At 45.8% G+C, this 24,795-nt stretch carries 24 protein-coding genes; 14 read left to right on the plus strand and 10 right to left on the minus strand.

The genetic code is table 11. The annotated features are described in order from the left end of the window. Positions 1–160: 160 nt before the first annotated feature. A complete protein-coding gene (gene greA, locus FC24_RS02455) occupies positions 161–625 on the minus strand; it encodes a transcription elongation factor GreA (RefSeq protein WP_057873292.1) in 465 nt (154 codons plus the stop codon). Between the two features lie 150 nt (positions 626–775). Here greA and ppdK point away from each other — a divergent pair, with 150 nt between their 5' ends. The 7 genes from ppdK to FC24_RS02490 all read left to right on the plus strand — a co-directional run bounded on the left by ppdK (position 776) and on the right by FC24_RS02490 (position 8,738). Next, positions 776–3,424, plus strand: coding sequence for a pyruvate, phosphate dikinase (ppdK, locus tag FC24_RS02460; RefSeq protein ID WP_057873293.1), 2,649 nt, complete (start codon positions 776–778; stop codon positions 3,422–3,424). Positions 3,425–3,471: 47 nt separating this feature from the next. Beyond that, positions 3,472–4,098, plus strand: a complete 627-nt coding sequence (locus FC24_RS02465) for a helix-turn-helix transcriptional regulator (protein WP_235807296.1) — start codon at positions 3,472–3,474, stop codon at positions 4,096–4,098. Positions 4,099–4,128: 30 nt separating this feature from the next. Continuing rightward, a complete protein-coding gene (locus FC24_RS02470; RefSeq protein WP_057873295.1) occupies positions 4,129–4,917 on the plus strand; it encodes a pyruvate, water dikinase regulatory protein in 789 nt (262 codons plus the stop codon). A 164-nt stretch (positions 4,918–5,081) separates the two neighbouring features. After that, complete coding sequence (locus FC24_RS02475; RefSeq protein WP_057873296.1) at positions 5,082–5,981, plus strand: Dyp-type peroxidase; 900 nt, start codon at positions 5,082–5,084, stop codon at positions 5,979–5,981. A gap of 101 nt (positions 5,982–6,082) precedes the next feature. Beyond that, positions 6,083–7,396 carry a glucosaminidase domain-containing protein gene (locus FC24_RS02480; protein ID WP_057873297.1) on the plus strand — a complete coding sequence of 438 codons (1,314 nt, stop codon included), beginning with the start codon at positions 6,083–6,085 and terminating at the stop codon, positions 7,394–7,396. 332 nt (positions 7,397–7,728) lie between these two features. Continuing rightward, positions 7,729–8,355 carry a histidine phosphatase family protein gene (locus FC24_RS02485; protein ID WP_057873298.1) on the plus strand — a complete coding sequence of 209 codons (627 nt, stop codon included), beginning with the start codon at positions 7,729–7,731 and terminating at the stop codon, positions 8,353–8,355. A 23-nt stretch (positions 8,356–8,378) separates the two neighbouring features. Continuing rightward, complete coding sequence (locus FC24_RS02490) at positions 8,379–8,738, plus strand: hypothetical protein (protein ID WP_057873299.1); 360 nt, start codon at positions 8,379–8,381, stop codon at positions 8,736–8,738. 74 nt (positions 8,739–8,812) lie between these two features. On the opposite strand, the gene FC24_RS02495 is transcribed toward FC24_RS02490, so the two are convergent. Together FC24_RS02495 and menB are read right to left on the minus strand one after the other, a co-directional pair. Then, the gene (locus FC24_RS02495; RefSeq protein ID WP_057873300.1) at positions 8,813–10,240 is read right to left on the minus strand and encodes an o-succinylbenzoate--CoA ligase; all 1,428 of its coding nucleotides are present in this window, start codon (positions 10,238–10,240) and stop codon (positions 8,813–8,815) included. A 3-nt stretch (positions 10,241–10,243) separates the two neighbouring features. Then, complete coding sequence (gene menB, locus FC24_RS02500) at positions 10,244–11,065, minus strand: 1,4-dihydroxy-2-naphthoyl-CoA synthase (protein WP_057873301.1); 822 nt, start codon at positions 11,063–11,065, stop codon at positions 10,244–10,246. Positions 11,066–11,098: 33 nt separating this feature from the next. On the opposite strand from menB, the gene FC24_RS02505 reads away from it, so the two are divergent. Further along, positions 11,099–11,476 (plus strand): PaaI family thioesterase, encoded by a 378-nt coding sequence (locus tag FC24_RS02505; RefSeq protein WP_057873302.1) that lies wholly within the window; start codon positions 11,099–11,101, stop codon positions 11,474–11,476. Here FC24_RS02505 and FC24_RS02510 read toward each other — a convergent pair whose 3' ends face one another. Further along, on the minus strand, positions 11,477–12,469 hold the full coding sequence (locus tag FC24_RS02510) for a 3-hydroxyacyl-CoA dehydrogenase (RefSeq protein ID WP_057873303.1): 993 nt from the start codon (positions 12,467–12,469) through the stop codon (positions 11,477–11,479). A gap of 743 nt (positions 12,470–13,212) precedes the next feature. On the opposite strand from FC24_RS02510, the gene FC24_RS02515 reads away from it, so the two are divergent. Next, complete coding sequence (locus FC24_RS02515; RefSeq protein WP_057873304.1) at positions 13,213–13,977, plus strand: DeoR/GlpR family DNA-binding transcription regulator; 765 nt, start codon at positions 13,213–13,215, stop codon at positions 13,975–13,977. A gap of 172 nt (positions 13,978–14,149) precedes the next feature. Here FC24_RS02515 and FC24_RS02520 read toward each other — a convergent pair whose 3' ends face one another. Then, the gene (locus FC24_RS02520) at positions 14,150–14,599 is read right to left on the minus strand and encodes a Fur family transcriptional regulator (protein WP_057873305.1); all 450 of its coding nucleotides are present in this window, start codon (positions 14,597–14,599) and stop codon (positions 14,150–14,152) included. A 275-nt stretch (positions 14,600–14,874) separates the two neighbouring features. Between FC24_RS02520 and FC24_RS02525 the strand changes: the two genes are divergently transcribed. From FC24_RS02525 to FC24_RS02535, 3 genes are all read left to right on the plus strand, one after another. Beyond that, the gene (locus FC24_RS02525; RefSeq protein WP_057873306.1) at positions 14,875–15,561 is read left to right on the plus strand and encodes a VIT1/CCC1 transporter family protein; all 687 of its coding nucleotides are present in this window, start codon (positions 14,875–14,877) and stop codon (positions 15,559–15,561) included. 45 nt (positions 15,562–15,606) lie between these two features. After that, positions 15,607–16,311, plus strand: coding sequence for a VIT1/CCC1 transporter family protein (locus tag FC24_RS02530; RefSeq protein WP_057873307.1), 705 nt, complete (start codon positions 15,607–15,609; stop codon positions 16,309–16,311). Positions 16,312–16,390: 79 nt separating this feature from the next. Continuing rightward, positions 16,391–17,797: a DHA2 family efflux MFS transporter permease subunit gene (locus FC24_RS02535; protein WP_057873308.1), complete on the plus strand. Its 1,407-nt coding sequence runs from the start codon at positions 16,391–16,393 to the stop codon at positions 17,795–17,797. A gap of 139 nt (positions 17,798–17,936) precedes the next feature. Here the strand turns inward: FC24_RS02535 and FC24_RS02540 are convergent, their stop codons facing one another. Beyond that, complete coding sequence (locus FC24_RS02540) at positions 17,937–18,122, minus strand: hypothetical protein (protein ID WP_057873309.1); 186 nt, start codon at positions 18,120–18,122, stop codon at positions 17,937–17,939. A gap of 318 nt (positions 18,123–18,440) precedes the next feature. On the opposite strand from FC24_RS02540, the gene FC24_RS02545 reads away from it, so the two are divergent. Both FC24_RS02545 and FC24_RS02550 read left to right on the plus strand, forming a co-directional pair. After that, positions 18,441–18,770 carry a hypothetical protein gene (locus tag FC24_RS02545; protein WP_057873310.1) on the plus strand — a complete coding sequence of 110 codons (330 nt, stop codon included), beginning with the start codon at positions 18,441–18,443 and terminating at the stop codon, positions 18,768–18,770. 229 nt (positions 18,771–18,999) lie between these two features. Then, on the plus strand, positions 19,000–19,770 hold the full coding sequence (locus tag FC24_RS02550) for a (S)-acetoin forming diacetyl reductase (protein WP_057873311.1): 771 nt from the start codon (positions 19,000–19,002) through the stop codon (positions 19,768–19,770). Positions 19,771–20,163: 393 nt separating this feature from the next. On the opposite strand, the gene sdaAA is transcribed toward FC24_RS02550, so the two are convergent. From sdaAA to serS, 4 genes are all read right to left on the minus strand, one after another. Next, a complete protein-coding gene (gene sdaAA / locus FC24_RS02555) occupies positions 20,164–21,063 on the minus strand; it encodes an L-serine ammonia-lyase, iron-sulfur-dependent, subunit alpha (protein WP_057873312.1) in 900 nt (299 codons plus the stop codon). Positions 21,064–21,075: 12 nt separating this feature from the next. Beyond that, positions 21,076–21,729 (minus strand): L-serine ammonia-lyase, iron-sulfur-dependent subunit beta, encoded by a 654-nt coding sequence (gene sdaAB / locus FC24_RS02560; RefSeq protein ID WP_057873313.1) that lies wholly within the window; start codon positions 21,727–21,729, stop codon positions 21,076–21,078. A gap of 30 nt (positions 21,730–21,759) precedes the next feature. Beyond that, positions 21,760–22,800, minus strand: a complete 1,041-nt coding sequence (locus tag FC24_RS02565; protein ID WP_057873314.1) for a PTS sugar transporter subunit IIC — start codon at positions 22,798–22,800, stop codon at positions 21,760–21,762. Between the two features lie 331 nt (positions 22,801–23,131). After that, positions 23,132–24,403, minus strand: a complete 1,272-nt coding sequence (gene serS, locus FC24_RS02570) for a serine--tRNA ligase (RefSeq protein WP_057873315.1) — start codon at positions 24,401–24,403, stop codon at positions 23,132–23,134. Between the last annotated feature and the right edge of the window lie 392 nt (positions 24,404–24,795).

Genomic DNA, 24,795 nt, shown 5'->3' on the forward strand with positions numbered 1-24,795 from the left:
TTATGGGTTTTTCTGTCCATTAATATGTTCAACTTAAATTTTACAATCTACCAAATTAAAAAAATAACTAAAAATTTTTGGCGTAATTTAAAGATAGGGGCGAAAGATAAGGGAAACAAAAAAGCGCGCCTGTAAAACAGCGTACAAAAAAAGCGGGTGGTTAATGAACTTGGATGATTTTAACTTGGTAGGTGGCTGCCGGTGCGTGGACCGTGACGGTTGCGGGGGCTTGTTTACCCATTAACGCGCGACCTAAAGGTGAAAAGCGGGAAATTTTACCACTGGCGGCGGCGACTTCTTCTTTACCCACAATTTGGCAGGTCATTTGACTATGATCGTCGAGAAATTCTAATTGTACGGTGTTGCCCACACCAATAGTGCCATCTGTTTTAGGCTGCATCACTTGGGCGTATTGTAATTGTTTGTTTAAATAGCGCATGCGGCTTTCTAAATGGCGTAAATCCCGCTTTGCCGCACTATACTCTGCATTTTCAGAAAGGTCACCTAACGCGCGGGCGGCTTGGAGTGATTTGATCCGTTGCGGCCGTAATTGGGTTAACTGCGCTAATTCTTGCTGAATTTGTTGGTAACCATTTTGGGTCATTAAATTAGGATAAGGTTTCATGTAGCAAACTCCTTTAAAGCAAATGAAATGGCTTAGCCTTAGTGTAAAACAGAAAATTCTCGATGACAATTTTTAGAAAGGGGTTGCATTTTATTAGTATGTCATATATATTTAATGACGTGCTAATAAATTAAAAAGGTGGCTAATAGTATGCAACAAATTTACTTTTTTAGTGAAGGTCGACGGGACATGCGCCAATTATTAGGCGGTAAAGGGGCCAATTTGGCGGAAATGACGCGCTTAGGCTTACCAGTTCCTCAAGGATTTACCATTTCCACCGTGGCGTGTCACGAATACGAAAAAAATGAAAACCAATTACCGGAAACGTTGCGGCAAGAGATTACCCAAGCAATGCAACGGCTTGAAACGTTGACGGATAAAAAATTTAACGCTGTAGAGACCCCGTTATTAGTGTCGGTGCGTAGTGGGGCGGCAATTTCCATGCCAGGGATGATGGATACCATCTTAAATCTGGGGTTAAATGAGCAAACCGTCCGTGGTTTAGCCCGGCAAACCAACAATGAACGTTTTGCTTGGGATTGTTACCGGCGCTTGCTGCAAATGTTTGGTAATGTGGTGTACGGCATTCCTGAGCAAGTGTTTGATAGCGTGTTGACGGATTATAAAAAGCAGCACCAGTATCAGTCTGATTTAGATTTAACCACGGCGGATTTACAAAAAATTGCCGCTGATTTTAAGGCGCTTTATCAAGAAACGGGTCACGGGGAATTTCCGGAATCGCCGCAAAAGCAGTTGGAATTAGCCGTGGCGGCAGTGTTTAAATCCTGGCAAAACCCGCGGGCCCAAGTGTATCGGCGCTTGCATCACATTGATAACAACATTGGCACTGCAGTTAACGTGCAAACCATGGTGTTTGGCAATAGTGGTGCCAATAGTGGGACTGGTGTGGCGTTTACTCGGGACCCTGTCAGCGGGCAGCGGAAGATTTTCGGTGAATTTTTAGCTAACGCGCAAGGAGAAGACGTGGTGTCGGGCGTGCGTACACCAGAAGGCTTACAAGGTTTAGCAAAAATGGCGCCAGCAGCTTACCAGCAATTTTTAACGGCGGCTAACCAGTTAGAACAGCATTACGCAGATATGCAAGACGTAGAATTCACGTTAGAGCACGGCAAATTATACTTATTGCAAACTCGGGATGGTAAACGGACGCCTAAAGCGGCGGTGCGCATTGCAGTGGATCAAGTTAAAGAGGGTTTAATTGACCGGCAAACGGCTTTGCTGCGGGTAAACCCAGAACAAATCAGCGATTTATTGCACCCTGAATTTGCTCCAGAAGTATTAGCGGCGCAAACACCACTTACCAAAGGTTTGCCAGCCAGTCCGGGGGCAGCTGCAGGGAAGATTTACTTCACCGCTAACCGGGCGAAAGACGCGCACGATGCTGGCGAAAAAGTGATTTTAGTTCGGCAGGATACATCGCCAGAAGACATCGTCGGTATGGCGGCCAGTGAAGCGATTGTGACTTCTCGCGGCGGGATGACTTCCCACGCTGCAGTGGTTGCCCGCGGCATGGGTAAATGTGGTGTCGTTGGGTGTGAAAACTTAGTCGTAGATGAAAAACAGCATCAAGTGACCATTAAAGGGACAGTTTATCCTGAAGGGAGTGAACTGTCGGTCGATGGTGCTAGCGGCCAGTTATTCCCGGGCATTTTACCGGCGACCCAAGCTTCCCAAGACGATAATCTGCAAACGTTGCTAAATTGGGCCCAAGAAACAGGTGAAGTCGGCGTTGCTGCCAACGCAGATACGCCAGCTGACTTTGCCCAAGCGCTAAAATTTGGTGCGCAAGGCATCGGCTTAACCCGGACGGAGCACATGTTCTTTAAAGAAGACCGGCTGATGAAAATGCGGCGCTTGATCATTGCAGCGACGGCCACCGACCGTGCTGAACCGCTAGCAGAACTGCAAAAATTGCAAACGGAAGACTTTTACCAAATTTACCGCTTGGCCCAAGGCAAAACGGTGACCATCCGGTTGTTAGATCCGCCATTGCATGAATTCTTGCCCCATGATGCAGCGGAAATTACTGAAGTGGCTGAAGCTTTGGCAATTCCCGAAAGCAAGTTGCAGCAACGGATTGCCGTATTAAAGGAAGCTAATCCGATGCTAGGCCACCGGGGCTGCCGGTTAGCCGTCACTTATCCGGACATTTATGAAATGCAAGTGACGGCGATTATCGACGCGGCCTTGCGGATTAAACAGGAAGGCATTCCGGTTAAACCCCACATTATGCTGCCGCTGATTGATACGTTGCCAGAATTACAGTGGCTCAGAGCGCGGCTGGTGAAGAAGATCAACGCTTTATTAGCGGCGAGCAACACCCCATTACACTACCAAATCGGGATTATGGTGGAAATGCCCCGGGCTTGCATGGTGGCGGATCAACTTGCGGAAGCTGCTGATTTCTTCAGCTTCGGGACCAACGATTTGACCCAGTTAACCTTTGGCTATTCGCGGGATGATATCGGCAGTTTCCTTCCCACTTACTTGGAACAAGGAATTTTGAAAGCAGATCCGTTTAAGTCCTTAGATGTGGACGGTGTGGGTGCGTTTATGAAAATGGCGGTGGATAAAGGCCGCTCGCAACAACGCTCCTTACCAATTGGCGTCTGCGGTGAAATTGGCGGGGATCCAGCATCGATCAATTATTTTGCCAGCATCGGCATTGATTACGTGTCTGTTTCGCCATTCCGCGTTCCAGGGGCGATTTTAGCCAGTGCCCAAGCGGCGGTACGGCGGCAGTATCAATTCCAAAAATCCGCTGTGCAGTCACGGTAAAATCAGTTATACTGAAGGAGAAGTTAGAGCAAAGGATGGCGGCAGCCGTGGAATTTACTAAACGACAACGAGAAATTATTGCGATCGTCAAACGTGAAGAGCCGATCAGTGGGGCGAAAATTGCCGCTCGGCTGAATTTAACCCGGCCTACGTTGCGCAACGATTTTTCGATTTTAACCATGACGGGCATGCTGGATGCCAAACCTAAAGTGGGCTACTTTTATGCCGGTCAGCACGTGCCGAGCCTGTCCTTTGCAACCTTGTACGAAACGCCGGTCGCAGCCATCATGCTGCAGCCCGTGCTGATCCAAGCCACAACTACGGTACAAGACGCGGTGACCAGTTTGTTTATGAATGATGTTGGTTCCTTATACGTCACCGATGCTAACCAGCAGCTGCAAGGGATTATCTCCCGGAAAGATTTATTACGCAGCACCATCAACGGCGGCGATTTAAGCCGAAACTTCGCGTCATTGATCATGACCCGGATGCCCAACGTGGTCACCACCATCCCTAGTGCGCGGGTGTTAGATGCCGGCTATTTATTAAAGGAACACCAAGTTGATTCGCTGCCAGTTTTAGCAGCCGATACGCAAAAAGTGGTGGGTAAAATCACGAAAACGCGGTTGATGACTTATTTTATTGAACAAGGGTTAAAAATTGAGCAAGACTAATTTTGAATTTGTGATGAGGAAGTGTTTTGGGTGGTCATTTACATTATTTCTGATGCGGTGGGGGCAACGGCTAAGCGCGTGGTCCAAGCCACATTGCTGCAATATCCTGCTTTAACGCCGGACATTCGGACTTATCCGTTTGTGAATAAAGTGGCTGAGTTAAAGCCGATTTTAGCAGATGCGGTTAAAGAGCAGGCGATTGTGGTGGTGACGTTTGTCACGCCAGCGTTGGTGGATTATGCCACTGATTTTGCCCAGCAGCACCAATTGCAGTTAGTGGACTACATGAGTCCGCTGATGCAAGTTTTAGGTCAGCACAGTCCGCAGCCGCCGCTTGCGCAACCTGGGATATTGCACACCATCAATGCCGATTATTTCAAAAAAGTGGCAGCGCTTGATTTTGCTGTTGCTCATGATGATGGTCAAAATCTGCAAACCCTCACCCAGGCAGATTTAGTGATTTTAGGGGTTTCCCGGACTTCCAAAACACCGGTAAGTCTGTATTTGGCTGAACAGCGTTTAAAAGTGGCTAACATTCCGCTGTTGCCTAATAACCCGCTTAATGATGCCGTTTATCACCTGCCTCACACCCAGATTGTCGGCTTGACCATCAGCCCCGAACGGTTGCAAAAAGTGCGTCAAACTCGCATGGCAGCGTTAGGGTTAACCCAAGATAACTATTACACGGATGTGGCGTCAATAAAAGCGGAGTTGGCTTATGCCCACCAAGTCTTTGCCCAGTTAAAGGTGACCCCCATCGATACCACAGAGCGTTCTGTGGAAGAAACAGCAGCGTTGATTTTAAAACAACTGACATAAGGGTCATTTCATAATATTAAAAGAGTCTGCACTGAATCAAAGTGGTGTTACTTGTTAGTGAAACACTAACAAGGGCAGCACTTTGTGCGTGCAGGCTTTTTTACTTGTCCTAGCGTGATTAGCTGGTTATGATGGAATTAAGTTAGAAGAAAGTAGGGGTTGTGATGAAACAGCATGAAATGGCAATCCAGCCGTTGACGCCAGCGACGAATACAGCAGTATTAGTCACCACGCTGCTGCTAAAACAGATTGATCAAGTTCAAGAAGCAGCTGCGATACGGCATTTTGTCGCTCAACTACCATTATTGGTGAAAAGTCTACGTCTGCGCTATCCGGCAAGTCAATTACAGATAACGGTAGGCTTTGGTGCGGCAGCGTGGCGGCGTTTATTTCCCCAAGCACCACAGCCACCAGCTTTAACTACCTTTCAGGCAGTTAAAGGGCCGCATTACACGGCGCCAGCGACGGCCGGAGATTTACTGTTGCATTTGCGGTCCAGTTCACCAGCAGTGGTTTATGCGGCGCAAATGCAGTGCCAAGCCTTGCTGACAGCTGTGACCACCTCCCTTGAAGAGACTACCGGCTTTCGCTATTTTAATGGCCGGACACTATTAGGCTTTTTGCCTGAAGTCACCAATCCACCAGCGGCAAAAGTTTTGTTAACCCACAAAGCAGCGCCGTTTCAAGGTGGCAGTTATGTATTATTACAAAAATACATCCATAAGATGGCGGCATGGCAACAATTGTCTGCGCAAAAGCAGGCAGCTATCTACGGCCTAGATCAGCAAACCGGTTTGCCTTTGCCAAAAGCTGATCTGCCGGCGCACTGGTCACTGACACAATCACAGCACCCGATATTACGGCTACACGTTCCTTATGCCGCCCAAGGTGTCAGCGGCACGCTGCAATTACGTTATGCCCGTAATCCCAATTGGCTGCAACAAGTCAGTGCTCAAGCTGTTCAGCAGGATGATCCATTATTGGCGTACACGGTGCCAATTAGTGGTAGTTTCTTTTTCGTACCAGCCCCGCAATTATTGACTAAATTGGGCCGGGGACACTAGACAGCAAAATCCCACCAAAATTAAGAAAAATTAATGCGCTAAAGTGCGTATATTAAGATTAGCCCCACAAAAAGGGTAGCTTAATTTTGGAGGGAATTAAAATGCTAAGAAAAAAGTGGCTTTTGCTGGTGTTATGCAGCGTGGCGAGTTTGTTGTTACCACTGCAACCAATTTTTGCAACGTCAATTTCAGCAATCGAACAAGCCGCCCAGCAGGATGTCAGTGAAAATCAAAAACAAGGCTATCGGCTACCTGTAACTGCAACAGCAGCGGACAAACTGGCCTACCAACAGGCTTTTGCACAGTGTTACCAAGGCTACCAAACTGCTGCAGCGGCATTGTTGGAAAAGCGTGCGCTGCCAGAAATTGCCGCGGACGCAACGGTGCATTACCGCGCCGGGTACCAAGCTGCGCACCAGCAATTCATCACGGCAGTTAAAGCAGGTAAACAAGCCGGCTATGCTGGTGAAGCTGCGACACCGCCAGCTGCGCCTGAACTGGCAACAATCGGCTACCAGCGCGGTTATGCCACTGGTCGGGCACGCCGGCAGACAGCTAAACCGGCAGTAGCGTCGTCGCAAAAGCCAGCAGCCACCACGCAAAAAACAGCGCCACCCAAGGCACCACCAGCTGCCAAAAAAGTGCCGCCACAACCGCGGTCGGCTCAGGCGAAGCAGCGGCAGTCTGTCAGAAAATCAACCGTGCAAAAGTCAGCTGTTAAAACACCTGCATCACCAAGTACGTTACCGGCTGTGCCCGCGCCACCTGCTTGGCTGCTAATGCCTGGCCAGCCGTTACCCCAACAGCAAACGTTTATCCAGCAACTGGCTAAAAGTGCGGTTAAGATTGCACCGCGTTATGGGTTATATGCTTCTGTCATGATTGCCCAAGCGGCTTTAGAAAGCGATTGGGGCCGTAGTGATTTAGCAAGGCCGCCTTACCATAATTTGTTCGGCGTTAAAGGCGCTTACACTGGACAGACTGCCGTTTGGTGGACGCAAGAAGATGCGGGGCAAGCTCAATTCACCACGCAAGCGGCTGCGTTTAAACGTTATCCCAGCTACCAGCAAGCGTTGCTAGACTATGCGCGCTTACTGAAAAACGGTTTGACTTTAGCGCCTGATTTTTATGCCGGTGCTTGGCGGCAAAACGCAGCGACTTATCGATTAGCGACCCAATTTTTAACTGGCCGCTACGCAACAGATCGGTATTACCACTTGAAGCTTAACCAGATTATTCAAACTTACCAATTAACGCAGTATGATCAGCCACAGCAATCGGTAAAAGCAGTTAATTTTACTGCTAAATTAAAACAGCAGCCCCCAGTTTTGTTGACTTGGGCCGCTTACTTTAAACCATCAGTGCCGGTTGTTCAATTAGGCGAAATTTTACCGCTACGATTGGGACAATTATAAAAAGCGCGCTGACTAAAGTCAGCCCGCCTGTGAACCGGTTACAAATCAGTTTACGGGGGACGTAATCTGAGACTACCGGTAACATATTAATCGTACCATTAATGATCGATAAAGCAAGATGAATTTTAGGCTGACCCGAATTATTTTGTCATGACTCATTTAGCCGTCTGGCTATGGTAGAATTGTACTTTTCCACCTAGATTTTTGCGTTTGAAAGCGGTCCAATCCTCCCGGTTGCATCAGCTGGTTGCCAAGTGTCTTTTTTAGTTCTAGCTGAAGTCATCAGGTAGAGTATGGTATTCTATAACCAGACTAACTAGGAGGCTTTTGTCGTGACAGAATATTATTTAGTGCGCCACGGACAAACACAGGCTGGGGCACAAGGCGTCGTGTCTGGTACTTTAGACACACCGTTAACCTACTTAAACGAAACCGGAAAGGCCCAGATGCAGGCGTTAAAACAACAATTAAATTTATCTGGCTGCCAACGGATCATAGCTAGCCCATTGAGCCGGGCTCAACAGGCTGCTGAACTTTTGAACGCAACAGCGCAATTACCTTTGGATACAGACCAACGGTTGCAAGATATTTCCTATGGGCGTTGGAACGGGCACACTCGCAAACAATTACAACAAACTTATCCTGAATTATTTGACCCATACAGCGGTGAAGCGTACGCTGACTATGGCATTCCGGCTAAAGGAGAAGTTTTTTCCGCAGTTAATGATCGGCTACGTAGCTTTATGACGGAAACGACCCGCCGTTACCCCAAGGCCAAACTGTTGGTGGTCACGCATGGGTTTATCATCCAAGCTTTGGCGGCTGCGGCAGTGCAGGCAGCAACACCGCTGGCTTTTCCGCAACCGGCAACTGGCAGCGTCACCCAGGTGGTTTGTTCACCAGACACAATGCGGCAATATCTACTGAATTATAATCAACGTTATGGCAATCAAGCATAATTTTGCAATAGGAGGCATTTATAATGGCAAATGATGAGCTGGCTGTCTTGAATCAAATTAAAGCGCGTTTGACAAAATTAGCAGCTGATATGCGTAAATTAGGGGGCAAAACCAATCAATTAAGCCAATTCATTACGCAAGAAAAGGCGATCCGTGAGGTGCGAGCGATTGTGCGTCAAAGCCAGCAGGTTAGCGCTGGCCAGCAGCCTTTAACGGCAAAAACCAAAGCTGCTTTAGAATACATCGAAACTGAGTTTGTGGATTTAGACGATACATTGGTTGATCTGCCTGACTCAGCCGATAAATTAAAGCAAGTGATGGCCCAAAATAAAGCATTGGCTGCAGTACGCAAGCGTTTAGATGAAGCAACGGCGGAAAAATAACTGCAACCATTAAAAAACGGGGCGCTGACAAAGTCACTTTGCCATCGTCCCGTTCTGTCGCTATGATTTTAATTTTATTGGAGTGGGCGTCCGCTAGCTGGTGTTAAAGCCCGCCGCTTCACTTTTCCATTACCGGTGCGGGGAAAACTTTCCACTTGATAAAAGGCGTGGGGCACTTTGTAATGCGCTAAGTGTTGTCGTCCGTATTGTTGCAGCTCAGCGGCACTGATAGGCTGATTCAGCTGAAGGTAAGCAACTGGTACGCTGCCCCAAGTTGGATCAGACTGGCCAGCGACAACGATTTGTTGCACTGCTGGGTGTTGCTGGTAAACCGTTTCAATTTCAGCAGGGAACATATTTTCACCACCAGAATTGATCATGTCACCGCTACGGCCGGTGACAAATAAAAAGCCTTCAGCGTCTAAATAGCCAATATCACCGGTATCAAACCAACCGTGCTGGAAGTGTTGTTTGAAAGCAGCCATTTGGTTTAAATAACCTGCCGCCAATGTGGGCGTTTTAATTAAAATGTGGCCGTTAGTGGCATTTTCTGGTGTAATTTTTATTTGCACCGGAAATAGCGGCTGGCCAGCAGAGCCAATTTTCTGTTCTGCGCTAGCAAAATTTAAGGCGACAATTTGTGATGCGGTTTCCGTCATACCGTAAGACTGGATTACTGGGATTTGCCGTTGCTGGCAATGCGTTAAGGTTTCCCGATCAATGGCGCCGCCACCCAGTAACATGCAGCGAAAAGCAGCATTGTAATGCTTATCAGTTGGCAGCTGGGCTAATAATTTTTTCAGCATGTACGGCACTACTGAAATCGTGGTGATCGGTTGTGTGCACAGCAACTGGTTAATGGTTGTGGCATCAAAATGGTCAACCAGCACCACTGTCATGCCATAAATTAGGCTACGCATCATAATTGATAAGCCGCTGATGTGAAACAACGGGACACAACACAGCCAACTGTCTGTTTCCGTCAAGCCTAAATTGAGTACTGACCCCATTGCGGAAAAAAAGTGGTTGCGATAAGTCTGCAAAACACCTTTAGCGCGGCCGGATGTTCCCGACGTGTACATGATGCTGGCGATACCATTAGGCGGAAATTCTGCCACCGGTGTGCTGGCTACCGGCGTTTGCTGACTAAGCTGGCTAAAACTGATCACCCGCGCTGCTAAAGGTTGAGCTAGGCGGTCTGCTGCCAAACACAAATCCACCGCAGCGTCGTTAAGCTGCTGATTTAATTCGTTTGTTGCCAGACGCCAGTTTAGCAATACTGGTTCCAGTCCCAGTTGTTGTACCGCTAAAATTGTCAAGTAGCCGGTCATGGTGTTGTCCGTTAAAATAGCCACCCGTTTACGCGGCTGCAAACTGGCGATCCGCCCGGCTTGCTGCAGCACTTGTGCTTGTAATTGAAAAAAAGTGAGCTGCTTTGCGCCACTTTTTAGGGCACAGCGATTCGGCGTTAAGCGTGCCCGTTTACTGAGCCAATTTTCCATGGTTTAAGGGAAGGTCGGGTACTGCCCAAAATTAGGCTTACGTTTTTCGTTAAAGGCATCCCGACCCTCCTTACCTTCATCTGTGGTGTAAAATAGCATGGTGGCATCGCCGCCGAATTGCTGCATGCCGGCTAAACCGTCAGTGTCTGCGTTCATCGCAGCTTTAATGAAACGGAGTGCTGTCGGTGATTTTTCAAGAATTTCGTTACACCAATCTAAGGTGACAGATTCAACTTCTGCTAGTGGTGCAACTTTATTGATCCAGTTCATCTGTAACGCTTCATCAGCGCTGTAAAAATGGTTGAGGAACCAAACTTCTTTGGCGCGTTTGTGGCCGATCACCCGCGCCAAGTAGCCAGAGCCATAACCGGCATCAAAACTACCGACTTTTGGGCCAGTTTGGCCAAATTGTGCGTTGTCTGCGGCAATCGTTAAATCACAAACCAACTGTAAAATGTTGCCACCACCAACGGACCAGCCTTTAACCATCGCAATGACTGGCTTAGGAATGATTCGAATTAAATGTTGCAGATCTAACACGTTTAAGCGTGCAATTTTATCTGGACCCACGTAACCGCCGTTGCCACGGACACCTTGATCGCCACCGGAACAAAAGGCTTTGTCACCCGCGCCGGTTAGGATGATGACGCCGATGCTGGCGTCGTCGCGGCAAATCGTGAAAGCATCAATCATTTCTTGCACGGTAACGGGGGTAAAGGCATTCATTTTTTTAGGGCGGTTCATGGTAATTTTAGCGATTTTACCTGCCCGTTCGAAGATAATTTCGGAATAAGTTTTGACATTTTGCCAAGTTACACTGGTCATAACCACAACTTCTTTCTATATAGGAGCATTAAAATGAATTTATTACAATTATTGGGTGTGAAAACACTGACTGTAACGCCAGATTTTGCGCAAGTTGAATTGGCTATCACTGCGGCCATTAAACAGCCTTATGGTATTGTGCACGGCGGCATCAATGCAGTTTTAGCAGAAACAGCAGCTAGCTTGGGTGCCAATGCCGCTTTAGATACAACGCGCCAAATTGCCGTTGGTGTCAATGTGGAAACCCACCACCTCTCTACTGTAGCACAAGGAATCTTGCACGCCAATGCCAAGCCACTGCACAAAGGTAACCGCCTTCAGGTTTGGCAGGTTAAAATCTATGAACAGCACAGCCAACGTTTAACCAGTAGCAGTACTGTGACACTGCTGGTAACTAACCGTCAAGCTTAATCAGCTTAAAAATCCCGGTTGTTGGTAAGCTGGATTGGGATAACGGTAAAAACCTTCACCGGAACTGGCACCGAGCTTACCTTGATCCAAGTAGTTGGCTTTTAAAAGTTTAGCCAATTGCGTATATTTTTCCGCACCAGTTGTCGCGGCAAAATTTTTGATGATGTTGTAAACCGTCACAATACCGATCACATCCATCATCCCAAATGGACCCTGTGCTGCACCGGTGGCTAGCATCCAAGTTTTATCAATGGTTTCAATGTCGCCGACGCCGTTGAGGTAAAGCAATTGTGCCGCGTCCAAAAAGGGAACTAAAATGGAATTTAAAATGTAGCCTGGCTGTTCTTTTTTGACTGGAATTGGAATCATGCCGATGCTGCTTGCAAAAGCGACCACTTCTTGGAAAATTTTAGGATCGGTGTCAGCGTGGCCCATAATTTCCGCCGTGTTGTTTTTCCAGATTTCATTGGCAAAGTGCAACGCCAAGAAGCGTTTAGGCCGGCCAGTAGCCGCGGCAAATTGGCTAGGAACCAAAGTTGATGAATTGGTGGCAAAAATAGTTTTGGCTGGGGCTAACGGCGCTAACTGCTGGTAAAAAGCTTGTTTAATGGTTATTTTTTCCGGAATGGCTTCAATGACTAAATCCGCCTCCGCTGCGGCTTGTTCCAAGCTTGCTGTATAGTGGAGGCGTTCAGGGGCAGTCTCGATAGCATGTGCAGATTGTTGAATGACGGTTTCAATGTTTTGGTTTAATGCAGGTAGTAGGTTGGCGTTATAAGTTAAATGTGCACTGGACTGACCAAATTGTTTTTTGGTTTTGGTCAGCTCCTTTTTATAAATGGTTTTTAAATTTGCTAATTTCGCTTTCGCTTGCGTTAAAATAGCAGCATCAATGTCATAAACGGTGACGTTAAAACCTTTAAACGCGATTTGAAACGCAATTTGTGAACCTAACACGCCGGTACCAGCAACGGTTACATTTTTAATGGTCATTTTGCACCCTCCTACATGTGGGCGTCATTAATGAATAACGGGCTAAAAGGTTATGAATGACGGATGAGTTGATCCTGTGCAAGGCTTATTTTAACAATTGTTCCTGACGCGCTGGTTTTGGTCAGCGCGATGTGCGGCTTAACAAATGACCAAAAGTAAAGTAAAAAAATAGGATTCAAGCCTCCTCAGTCTTGAATCCTACCGTTCGGTGGAAAGCGCCTGACCTAAACTAACTTGGTCGTACAAAGATTTTTGAATATTTAGACACCTTCAAATTAAATTTTACGCATACGGTCTTCTAGCTTACCTGTTATATAGTTATCATCATCTGTTTGGTCGTACATATCAATTGATATGATTCATCACCCGAAAAACTAGGCTTTAGCGAAGTACCAGAAGCGCTGGAACTGTGGTCATGTCTGCTATGCGACATACACCTCCAGTGAAAATTGTTGCGATTAAATGATTCGACGTTTCACAACGTGGATTAGATAGAAATTAACGATGCTGTGTTAGCAGCAAATGTTGCCAACGACCGCCATCTCATGTCTTGGTGGTCTGCCGGAGACCGAGGAGCCTTATGGTTCTGATCAGGTCTTATCTCTTCCACACCCATAATATAGCACCTTCTGGAAGCGATTGCAACTATTTAACGCAATTTATTTTTTAGCGGAAAAAACGTGCGTGCACGTGCTTTTTCCAGTAGAATAAAGGTAGTCATGCAAACAATGGAAGTGAGAGCAATGTTAAAAACCGAGCGCTGGGCGTTTATTTTAAAAACAGTCAATCGTAATGGGACGGTATCATTGCGCGATTTGGAACAGCAGTTACACGTCAGCCGAATGACGTTGCGGCGTGATGTTAATGAAATGGCAGAAAAAGGGCAGTTGATCCGGATTCGCGGTGGTGCCCAAAGTGTTCACCAGCAAGGACATGAACTGGCGCGGCGGAGTAAAACGACGCTGAACTTACCGGCTAAACGGGCGATTGCCAAGGTGGCAGTTAATCGAATTCAGCCTAATGCGACGATCTATATTGGTCCGGGAACGACTTTAGAGCGGATGAGCGAATTTTTTGTCACCCGCAATGTGCGGATTGTGACCAGCAGCTTACCTGTTTTTAATGCATTTCGGCATCTAAAGGTCCGCGATTTGGTGATGGTCGGCGGTTTTTACCGGGAGATGTCGGATACCTTTATCGGCAGTATCGCCAATGAAATGATTCAAAAATTAAATTTTCAAGCTAGTTTTATCAGCCTTAATGGGTTAGCGGACGAACGCTTGATGACGGCGAATTCTGCAGAAGGCGAGCTGCAGCGTTTGGCGCTAGAACACGCCCAACAACGGATTGTTTTGGCAGACGCGTCGAAATTTGAACGGAATGATTTTTACACGTTTTACGCGTTGGCGCGAATTGACGAGTTAATTACCGATAGCAACCTTAGTCCGGAATTGCAAAAAAAATACCAGCAGCTAACCGCGTTAACGGTGGCACCGCCGCTAACTTAGTGTCTGTCCTCACTTTCAATTAAAAATAACCCCCAGTTTCTTCGTTAATCGAACAAGCTGGGGGTTTTGTTATTGTTTTATTATGATGGTTCAATTTATTTCAAAATGACACCGCCACGTTTTGGTGGCAAATCCAAATAGGTAAACAAAAAACACTAGACTATTGGGCCTGCTATTTGTTTAATTTTTTCTGACATTTAGGGCATAAACCGTAAACTTCCATGTGATTGCCGGAAATTTGGTAACCGGTGAGTTCGGCGGTTTTAGCTTCCAATTGACGTTCGACTTTGCTGAAATCGGGGTACGTCACGTCGGTGATCCGCCCGCAATTTGTGCAAATAGCGTGGTAGTGCGGTTTGCCAAAATAATCGTAGTGCGTGCTGCCGTCGCCATTTTGCAGTTCGACAACAATTCCCAGATTGACAAAAGTATTCAACGTATTATAAATCGTTGCTGCACCTAGATTGGGCAGCTGTTTGCTCAGCGCCACCCGAATCATCTCAACTGATGGATGGTTATGGTGACTAGCCAGGTACGATAGAATAATGTGGCGTTGCGGGGTTACCCGCAGGCCGTGATCCTTTAATACCTGCAGCGTTTGATCCGTAACATCAGTAGCCACAAGCGGTCATCCTTCCTATAAAAATGTGAATTCTCGTTAAAAGCGCCACTTCTAACAAGTCTACTTTACTATCTCTATTAAACCACTTTTTTAGAATGATTCCAAGCTAAAATACTATCCGAATTGAAAAAACTTTTCAATTAGCGGCTTTATGGGATTCATAAAATAAAAAGGCAAAACGCCTTTACTTTTAAAAGAATTAAAACTATAATTTATTTAGTAATAGATAAGAATAGTTCTAAATTAAAAAAGTAATGGAAAGGCAGGCCTGATCAATGCAACGCGCAAAAAAGAAGCGGTCACTCGCAGAAAAAATTAACGTGATGCGTGCCAGCGTCATGGGTGCCAATGATGGCATTTTATCCGTTGCTGGCATCGTCATCGGGGTTGCCGGGGCATCCAGCAGCAACGGCGCCATTTTTTTGGCCGGGATTGCAGGAATGCTGGCCGGAACAATTTCGATGGCCATGGGTGAATATGTTTCCGTCAATACCCAGCGGGATTCAGAGCGGCGTGCAATTGAAAAAGAATCCGCCGCGCTGGATGATCATTATCAGCAAGAATTTGATTTCATTCAACAAAAGTACATGCAAACAGGAATTTCAGCCGATTTAGCCAAACAAGCAACTCACGAAATGTTGCAAAAAGATGGGCTGTACACGGCGGTACGGGAACGTTACGGCTTCAATCCAAAAGAAAAGACTAGCGCATACGCGGCAGCGTTGGCGTCGATGATTTCGTTTCCCACCGGCTCGATTTTACCGTTAGTGTCAATCACCTTTTTCCCTGAAGCAGTGAAGGTGCCCGCAACGGTAGCGGCCGTAGTGGTTGCGCTAAGCATCACTGGCTACACAGCGGCAGCTTTAGGCAATGCTAAACGGGGAAAAGCCGTTTTGCGCAACGTTGTGGCAGGATTGTTAACCATGTTTGTTACCTACGCAATCGGCAGTTTGTTCGCCTGATAACGCCATTTTAGATGTTTAAGATGAGAAGGAGGGGTCATTTTGATGAAAGTAGCTAAACAAGCTGCTGGTGCCAAAAAACGCAAATCCACCATGGCAGAACGGTCAAATACGTTACGAGCTGGTGTTTTAGGGGCAAATGATGGTATCCTAACAGTTGTTGGGGTCTTGTTCAGTGTGGCGGCAGCGACAACCAATGAGTTTACGATCTTCATTGCCGGCTTATCTGACTTATTAGCTTGCGCTTTTTCCATGGCTTCTGGCGAATATGCCTCTGTCAGTTCGCAAAAAGATACGGAAAAGGCGGTAGTGGCCAAAGAAGCTCAGTTGTTGAAAACCGATTTTAAACAGCAGTTAGCTGCGGTAACGGCTTATTACCAAGCGCGCGGTGTAACTGCCGCAACGGCTAAGGCAATTGCAGACGAGCTGTTGCAAAAGAAACCTTTAGCAACAGTGATTCGGATCAAATACGATTTGGAACTCGGTCATTACATGAGCCCGTGGCAAGCCGCGTTTTCGTCTTTAGTGGCGGCTGCTTCTGGTGGGATTTTCCCACTGTTTGCCATGACCTTTGCACCCGTTGCTTGGCAGTGGCCAGCAACCATTGCCGCGGTGACGTTTTCTGTGGCGCTAACCGGTTATCTCAGTGCTAAACTAGGAGATGGCTTGGTGAAAACAGCGGTGGTCCGCAACATTATTGTGGGCATCATCACCATGTTCATTCATTATTACATCGGCCAGTGGATGTAAACCTGTACCAAAATTTAAGTACATTGGCAAAACAGCGGCTGCGACGACGCGGCGGCTTTTTTTATTGGAGGAAAGTTACATGCAGACAAAGTCAAACACATTAGTCAAACAGCACCGCTTTTGGTTTATCGCGGTATTGTTGGCAGGAACCTTTACCATGTCCATCAGTCAGTCTTCGCTCTCGACGGCGTATCCAACCTTGATGCGTTACTTTAATTTACCGGCATCGACGGTTCAGTGGCTTACCACTGGTTTTATGTTGGTTATGAGTGTGATGATGCCTGTCAGTCCCTGGTTATTAAAAAATATTCCGTTTAAGCAATTATTCATGGGGATTTTACTGCTATTTGATGTTGGAACGTTAATCATTTTATTGGCGCCAAATTTTGCGATCATGATGACCGGCCGGGTTTTGGAAGCCATCGCCGTGGGCGTGTTATTTCCCTCTTACCAGTCTGTCATGTTAACCATTACACCGACTAAGCAGCGGGGCAGCACCATGGGAGTTGCTGGTTTGGTCATGGGTTCTGCGTTAGCCGTCGGACCGATTATTTCTGGGATCGTCTTGCGCTACACCACTTGGCAAGGGTTATTCCTAGTCTTTCTCACCATCATCACCTTGGTTTTCATCGCCAGTTTCTTTACCATTAAAAGCGTCATGCGCCTGGCGCCTTCCAGCATTGATTTTATTTCGATCATCTGCTCTATGGGGATCATTGGCGTGTTGTACGTTGTGAACCAAATTGGTAAAACGGGCGTTAACTGGCCGTTAAATTGGGCGCTATTAGTGATTAGTGTGATTGCACTTGCAATTTTTGTCCTGCGGCAATTTCGGCTGGACCAACCGTTACTGGAGTTACGGGTGCTAAAGACGTTTAACTACGACTTAGCAGTGCTGTTAACGGCGATTTCTTACATTGCGTTAATCGTTGTTACCATTATCTTTCCGTTGTATTACCAAAACGTGTTGGGCGTTACACCATTTATTTCTGGTATGGCGCTGGTGCCTGGTGCGGTTGTCCTGAGTATTCTCAACCCGTTAACCGGTAAGTTAGCGGACCACTTTGGCTTCCGGAAAGTGATGCTCAGTGGGATGCTGCTGATCTGTTTAGGCTGGTTGTTGCTGGTGTTGTTCACTGCGCAGATGAATTTGTGGACGCTGATGGTTTTAGCCGCTTTGATCGAAGGCGGCAATGCCTTCGTCATGATGCCGGCGGTCACTTTAGGGGCCAATTCACTGCCTGATGATTTAATTGCCCACGGCACCGCGGTCATTACCACTGTACGCCAAATTTTAGGTTCCACTGGCGTTGCGCTGGCAACTTTGATTTTAGCTAACGCGACAGCTAATGCGCTGCACCGGGGCGCTGCAGCTGCCACAGCCGATCTACATGGCTACCGGGTCGTGTTCATCACTTTCTTAGTGGTTGAATTAGTTGGACTAGCATTAGCGTTCATGTTAAAAGGTAAACCAAAAAAAGCGTAACTTAAAAGCGTGCCTAATCACTGAGATTATTTCGCCTTCGCTGCGAAATTTGTGATCAAGCACGCTTTTTTGATTTAACTTTTGACTGATTTGAACCTGACGGCACGTCTGACTGCATGCGCTTCACCTCACTTCTAAATTAGCCAGCAGTGACTTGTTGCATTTGGGCCGGCGTTAAACCTAATTGGTTTAAAGTCAATAATGTCCGCTTTAAATTTTGAAATTCAGCTTCGGTATATAACCGATCATCAATTTGAATTTCAAATTTGCGCGTCACGGTAAATAATTCTCGTTGTAAGCGGCGCTGGACTTCTCCTTTGGTCATAGCATCACCTTCTTGACTAGAATTAAACCTATCATAACACAAAATGAGAGCACGTGACGCGTTAAAAATGCTGTTTTGACGCCATTTAAAGATAATTTTTTATCAAATTTAAGATTAATTATTAAAAAATCGCTTTTATTCTCATAAAAGACACTTATTTTCTTATTTTATAACATTTTATTGTCTTAATAATTATTTATAATCCTTCTGTTGACGCATTTTTAATTTTTCGCGAGATGAAAAATAAATGAGAAAAAATTGCGCTGGCCAACCACCTGTGCTATACTGCACATGTTAATTGGGAAGGTGGGGTTTGGCATGCCATTCAGCGACTACATTCCGGTAGTGGCCTTGTTGTTGGTCATTGGGCTAATTATTTACCTGCAATATCAATTAGGTGTTCGTAAAGCTGCTGCTAAAAGTGCCATGGTGCTGCCTGTAGGCTATGCAGTTTTATTTACGGTGCTCACTGTTATTTTAGTGCCGCTAAAAATGAAAGCGCTTTTTTTCATTGGCTCTCAGTGGCTGGTGGGTGACTGGTTTTATTTTATTTATCAATTTGGTTGTCGTCATGCGCAAACGGCTGTTAAGACGGCAGCAGAAAAAAATGAATTGCCAACAAAAGAAGAAAAATGGGATCAACAATAACGTAAATTTTAGTGTACTAATCTTGATTAAAAACTTGCTGCTGTAGGTTTTGTAGCAGTTTATTTGCTGTGCAAAAAATTAACTGTGAACTTGTTGAATAGCATGTGCTTAAGCAAACTATTACACGTATAATAATGGTTTATTTTTGGCAGGTTAAACGAATTACTTCGCTACCTATATGATTGAAAGCGCTATTATGATATACTGATCCGGTAAGGAGGTAATATCAATGGCAAAAAAAGTAGCTTTTGTTACCGGTGCGGCGCAAGGAATTGGTAAAGCGATCGCACAACGGTTAGTTCACGATGGTTTTGCAGTTGCAGTAGCTGATTTTAATTTAGAAGGTGCTCAGCAAACAGCGACTGAATTGAAACAAAATGGTCAAGCAATTGCAATTAAAGTGGATGTTTCCAAGCGTGATCAAGTTTTTGCAGCAATTGACAAAACAGTTACTGAACTCGGCGATTTGAATGTGGTTGTCAATAACGCGGGTGTTGGCCCAACGACGCCAATTGATACCATCACTCCAGAACAATTTGAAAAGGTTTATTCAATCAACGTTGGTGGTGTTTACTGGGGCATTCAGGCTGCTAAGAAGGCATTCCAAAAATTAGGTCACGGTGGCAAGATCATCAATGCCTCATCGCAGGCAGGTCACGTGGGCAATCCAAACTTAGCACTATACAGTGGCACAAAATTCGCGGTTCGTGGTGTGACGCAAACAGCAGCACGGGACTTAGCACCACTGGGCATTACGGTAAACGCCTACTGCCCAGGAATCGTGAAGACGCCGATGATGATGGATATTGCACACCAAGTCGGCCAAGAAGCAGGCAAGGATGATGAATGGGGGATGCAACAATTCTCCCAAAACATCGCATTAGGGCGATTATCCGAGCCTGAAGATGTGGCAGCTTGCGTTGCTTATTTAGCGGGCCCAGATTCCAACTATATGACCGGCCAAGCCTTACTAATAGACGGCGGCATGGTATTTAATTAAAAAGAGTGCTTTTGCAAGCGGTTAGCTTCTGAGTACTAACGCAAAAAGGAAATTATTCGCGCAGCGGATGATTTCCTTTTGCAGTTAGACGGAAGAAGTTGCTTGCTAAGGCACGTTTACGGCAGTTAATGTAGGAAAAAGGCGGTTAGCTTCTGAGTACTAACGTAAAAAAAGAAATTATTCGCGTAGCGGATGATTTCTTTTTTGTAGTTAGACGGAAGAAGCTGCTTGCAAAAGCACGTTTACAGCAGTTAGCGCAGATAAAAAAGAACTCAGCTAACGCCATGAATATTAAATTGAACAAAAACGCCCCAAGTGAGCACAGCTTTAAGGCTGTGCTCACTTGGGGCGTTTCTTTTGGTAGACTGCTGTTAAAGAGGGGGTTGTGGCGAATTAGTTTTCGTCACCGACGTCGACGGTTTTACCGAAGATCCGCATCTTCATATTGACACCGGTTGGCGTTGCGGCCAAGCCACCTTGGCCCGTTTCACGTAAGGCTTTTGGCAAATCTTTACCAATTTTATCCATAGCACTGATGACTTCATCAGCGGGGATTTTGTTGGTTAAGCCGGCTAAGGCCATATCAGCGGAGATCAAGGCATTGCCAGCGCCGATCGCGTTCCGTTTGACGCAAGGCAATTCAACTAAGCCAGCGACTGGGTCACAAACTAAACCTAGTAAGTTACTGATGGCCATGGCTAAGGCTTCGGCGCTTTGTTCAGCGTTACCGCCGGCCATTTCAACGGCTGCCGCGGCACCCATGGCGGAGGCACTGCCGACTTCAGCTTGGCAACCGCCTGTAGCACCGGCAATACCAGCGTTATTGGCGATGACCATGCCGAAAGCCCCGGCAGTGAATAAGAAGCGTACCATTTGGTCGTGATCCAAGTTCAAGCGTTTTTTAATGACGAAAATCACACCTGGTAAGGTACCAGTTGAACCAGCGGTTGGGGTGGCGCAAACCACACCCATTGACGCGTTGACTTCGTTGGTGGCAATGGCATTTTGAACGGCTTCCATCATCAAATCGCCGGATAATGTGTGACCTTTTTCGCGGTACTTTTTCAGCAAAACGGCTTCGCCACCGGTTAAACCGGTTTTGGAAAAGACACCATTGCCTTCGCTACCACGTTTGACAGCGGCTTCCATCACGTCTAAATTCCGTTCCATGGTGGACCAAACTTCTTCGCGACTGGCTTTATTTTTGGCCATTTCTTGCTGAATCATCAATTCTGAAATTGGGGTTTGCTTGTCCATTGAATCTTTGACAAGTTCTTTAACACTCATATACATGCGATAACCTCCTTACAGGTAAACCAGTTTGCTGTGTTCTTTGGCTAAATCATCTAAATCCTGATTTTTAAGGCGATTTTCCAGATCATATTCGTACAAAATGCCATCGCCGGCATGGTAAGTGGCTTCTGAATTAATGCTGGTTAATTTTTCCAGTTTGGCGCTCATAGCGTGGTGATCATCTGCTTGACCCTGCATTAGCAAAATTGGTAGCGGGCCTTTAGGTTTGATGTCAAAACCATCCATTTTAATTTCACGGATTTCAATGGTACCACCGCCGATGGAGCAACCAGAAACGGTGACTTCGCGGTCGGCGTTGCGCAGTTCGATGATGGCGGTGTTTGGGTGGTTAATTGGGCTATCACCGTCTTCTTCAATGAACGTGACTTTAATGCCCCGCTTTTTTGCGATGGTAATGGCATCTGGCACGCGACTGTCATCTGGTGCGAAACCTAAGATCCCACTGATGATGGCGTAATCAGTACCGTGACCTTGGTGCGTTTGGGCGAAAGATTCGTAGTAATGGATCACCACTTCGGTAGGTTCTGCATGGAAAATCCGGTTAGCAGCACGGCCAATTGCGACTGCTCCAGCAGTGTGTGAGCTGGAAGGACCAATCATAACGGGGCCAATAATATCAAAAACACTTCTGTAATTAGCTGACATTTTAATCTGCTCCTTTTTTATAAGCTCGTCTTAATTTGCGGATGCTTCTTCTAAAGAATCATCGCCGCGAATTTCTTCGACAGTGTGAATTTTGAAATTCTTGAATATAAATGCACCAATGTAAGCCCAAATGGTACTGTTAATCATGATGAGGGCAACGGCCATCAAGGTTTGAACAACTGGGTTCATCCCGAAGACCACGATTAAACCGGCCCAAGGGGTTGCCATCCCGGTGACATTAACCACTAAACCAAAGGCGGTGACGATGATCCCGTTAATTGCGCCGGCCACCATGTTGGTTAAGAAAATCGGCACTGGATTAGCGGAGATGATGTCAATTTGCGTTAACGGTTCGATAGTGACCGCCAAAGCAGTGGAACTGCCAAATTTCAACTTTCTAAAGAGACTGAAGTTTAAAATGGAGTTTCCGAAACAACCTAACGCACCAATCGCCATTGGAACGCCGACTAAACCGATCAAACTGGTAAGGACCATCGAGGATAGTGGCGTCATCCCAACTAGTGGAATAATACCGCCTAATACGGCACCCATGACGTATGGATTACCATGAGTGGCAGTGGTAATGGTACCGCCGATGACTTGTAGGATCCCAATCACAAATGGCGAAATCAATGATGCGATTACGTTAACTAAGATTGGACCCACCAAAACCACGACAATCAAGTCCAAGCCATCGGTCACGCGCTTTTGAATTTGCTTGATTAAAAAAGACACAACGTAAGCGGCAATAAATGCGGGTAACAATTTGAATTTTAATAGCGAAACGCCAAGTAAAATAGAAAAGACAGGACTGATTCCAAATGCCAGTGGCACTAGGGCACCAGCGGCTAAACCGCCAAGTGACCCCATCACATCACCGATTTGTTTAATGAAATCGACGTGGAAGACACCACCGACTGCGTAACTTAAGAATGCTTGGGGGAGAAAAGTTGCACAAGCAGCACCAGACAGCGCGCCAATTGCTTTTTTGCCATTAGGGGCTTTGAAAGTGAATAGCGTCATTACCGCTATCACTGCTAATAATACTAACACACCCAAAATGATTTCCATGCTAAAACCTCCGTTGTAAGTAAAATCGTAGGGCCGAATTCGGTTGTTGGTTGATAAGCTTATCAATGTGAAAAAAGTAACTAACTAGGTTACAAGGAACTAACCTTGCCTACGAGAAAATATTATCATCGAAATAGAATACTTTCATGATAATAAAATAATATTATGAAGCGCTTACTTAGTTAAAAATGAGAAAAAATAAGAGCCCTACCATGATTTTGCATCATCGTAGGGCTCTTTTAGCGGTTAAACGTTGTCAAATCAAACATTTAAAAAGTAACATTAGTCACGTTTTTTAAACCGCTTTTGATAATTATTTCTCATAATAATTTTATTTTATTACTTCAACACCGCGCAAATAAGGTTGCAATGCTTTAGGTACGCGCACGCTGCCATCAGCTTGTTGATTGTTTTCCAAAATTGCGGCAACTGTCCGGCCAACGGCTAAACCGGAGCCGTTTAAGGTGTGGACATAATCAACGCTGCCGTCTTCTTTGCGGTAACGAATCATTGCCCGCCGTGCCTGGAAGTCTAGGCAGTTGGAGCAAGAACTGATTTCCCGGTAAACTTTTTGTTCAGGCATCCAAACTTCCACGTCATAAGTTTTAGCGGAAGAAAAGCCAGTGTCCCCAGTGGAAAGGGTGATCACGTGGTAAGGCAATTCTAGCCGTTCCAAGATATCTGTGGCGTTGCGAGTCAATTTTTCTAATTCTTTATAAGAATCTTCTGGTTTACTGTATTTAACCATTTCCACTTTGTTAAATTGGTGCATCCGGATTAAACCACGAGTATCTCGGCCGGCACTACCAGCTTCAGAACGGAAGCAAGGGGTCAATGCAGTAAAGTAAATTGGCAAGTCAGCTTCGTCTAAGATTTCGTTGCTGTAATAGTTGGTCAATGGGACTTCGGCAGTTGGGATCAGCGTCACTCCAGTAGATTCAACCGTGTAGACGTCTTCTTTAAACTTCGGAAATTGGCCAGTACCAAACATGGTTTTGCTGTTTACTAAATACGGCGGAATGATTTCTTGATAGCCTTGTTCTTCCGTGTGTAAGTCCAACATAAAGTTGTAAACGGCACGTTCTAATTTAGCACCTGCATTTTTGTAATAAACGAAACGCGCGCCAGAAACCTTAGCTGCACGGTCAAAATCAAGGATATCTGAGTTTTCACCGATTTCCCAATGTGCTTTAGGTTTAAAATCATATTCTGGTAGGTCGCCCCATTTACGGACTTCAACGTTGCTATCTTCGTCTGGACCGACAGGAATATCATCAGCTGGTAAGTTTGGTAAGCGGACTGCGATGTAGTGTAACCGGTCAGCGGTTTCTTTTTGGCTAGCCGCCATACTGTCGATGTTAGCGTTCATTTCTTTTACTTGTTTGATCAACGCTTGACCTTCTTCAGACTTCGGATCAGCGGCGTTAATTTTCTTAGTCAGTTGGTTTTTCTCTTTTTTGAGATTTTCAACTTTAGTTAACGTGTCCCGGTTTTGTTGATCTAATGTGACGTACTCGTCCACTTCACTAGGATCAACGCCGCGGGTTTCCAATTTTGCTTTAACCATGTCAGGCTGCTTGCGAATCGTCTTTGGATTTATCATCTATAGGACCTCTTTCTATATAAATTAATTTTATAAAAAAATCCCATAATCTTCATTTTGAAGATTATGGGACGTTGATAACGTGGTACCACCCGTATTTATGTTGGTTTCCAACAATACTCTCGAGTCTATCGTCTCACCGTGATCTTTTCGAAGATCAAACTAAGCAGTGGATTCATAACTAACAGTTGTTGGCTTCCACTAACCGCCAATTCTCTGGGAAACTGTCACTTATTACTAGTTGCTATCGTCGTTTTCTTATGTTTACAGGTTCACTATACCAACTTGGTACATACCTGTCAATAAATATTTATCCGATTAAGAGTTAAATCTTAACCGGATAATTTTTTTGAAGTTCATGAAGCTTGCAGGTTGATTAAGATAAAATCCCC

The organism is Loigolactobacillus rennini DSM 20253 (assembly GCF_001436505.1).
Lineage (GTDB): Bacteria > Bacillota > Bacilli > Lactobacillales > Lactobacillaceae > Loigolactobacillus > Loigolactobacillus rennini.

Coding starts and splice junctions, on each gene's coding strand:
- greA (WP_057873292.1), bottom strand. CDS start 625: ATGAAACCTTATCCTAATTTAATGACCCAAAATGGTTACCAACAAATT.
- ppdK (WP_057873293.1), top strand. CDS start 776: ATGCAACAAATTTACTTTTTTAGTGAAGGTCGACGGGACATGCGCCAA.
- FC24_RS02475 (WP_057873296.1), top strand. CDS start 5,082: ATGAAACAGCATGAAATGGCAATCCAGCCGTTGACGCCAGCGACGAAT.
- FC24_RS02480 (WP_057873297.1), top strand. CDS start 6,083: ATGCTAAGAAAAAAGTGGCTTTTGCTGGTGTTATGCAGCGTGGCGAGT.
- FC24_RS02490 (WP_057873299.1), top strand. CDS start 8,379: ATGGCAAATGATGAGCTGGCTGTCTTGAATCAAATTAAAGCGCGTTTG.
- FC24_RS02495 (WP_057873300.1), bottom strand. CDS start 10,240: ATGGAAAATTGGCTCAGTAAACGGGCACGCTTAACGCCGAATCGCTGT.
- menB (WP_057873301.1), bottom strand. CDS start 11,065: ATGACCAGTGTAACTTGGCAAAATGTCAAAACTTATTCCGAAATTATC.
- FC24_RS02505 (WP_057873302.1), top strand. CDS start 11,099: ATGAATTTATTACAATTATTGGGTGTGAAAACACTGACTGTAACGCCA.
- FC24_RS02510 (WP_057873303.1), bottom strand. CDS start 12,469: ATGACCATTAAAAATGTAACCGTTGCTGGTACCGGCGTGTTAGGTTCA.
- FC24_RS02515 (WP_057873304.1), top strand. CDS start 13,213: ATGTTAAAAACCGAGCGCTGGGCGTTTATTTTAAAAACAGTCAATCGT.
- FC24_RS02525 (WP_057873306.1), top strand. CDS start 14,875: ATGCAACGCGCAAAAAAGAAGCGGTCACTCGCAGAAAAAATTAACGTG.
- FC24_RS02530 (WP_057873307.1), top strand. CDS start 15,607: ATGAAAGTAGCTAAACAAGCTGCTGGTGCCAAAAAACGCAAATCCACC.
- FC24_RS02535 (WP_057873308.1), top strand. CDS start 16,391: ATGCAGACAAAGTCAAACACATTAGTCAAACAGCACCGCTTTTGGTTT.
- FC24_RS02540 (WP_057873309.1), bottom strand. CDS start 18,122: ATGACCAAAGGAGAAGTCCAGCGCCGCTTACAACGAGAATTATTTACC.
- FC24_RS02545 (WP_057873310.1), top strand. CDS start 18,441: ATGCCATTCAGCGACTACATTCCGGTAGTGGCCTTGTTGTTGGTCATT.
- FC24_RS02550 (WP_057873311.1), top strand. CDS start 19,000: ATGGCAAAAAAAGTAGCTTTTGTTACCGGTGCGGCGCAAGGAATTGGT.
- sdaAA (WP_057873312.1), bottom strand. CDS start 21,063: ATGTATATGAGTGTTAAAGAACTTGTCAAAGATTCAATGGACAAGCAA.
- sdaAB (WP_057873313.1), bottom strand. CDS start 21,729: ATGTCAGCTAATTACAGAAGTGTTTTTGATATTATTGGCCCCGTTATG.
- FC24_RS02565 (WP_057873314.1), bottom strand. CDS start 22,800: ATGGAAATCATTTTGGGTGTGTTAGTATTATTAGCAGTGATAGCGGTA.
- serS (WP_057873315.1), bottom strand. CDS start 24,403: ATGATAAATCCAAAGACGATTCGCAAGCAGCCTGACATGGTTAAAGCA.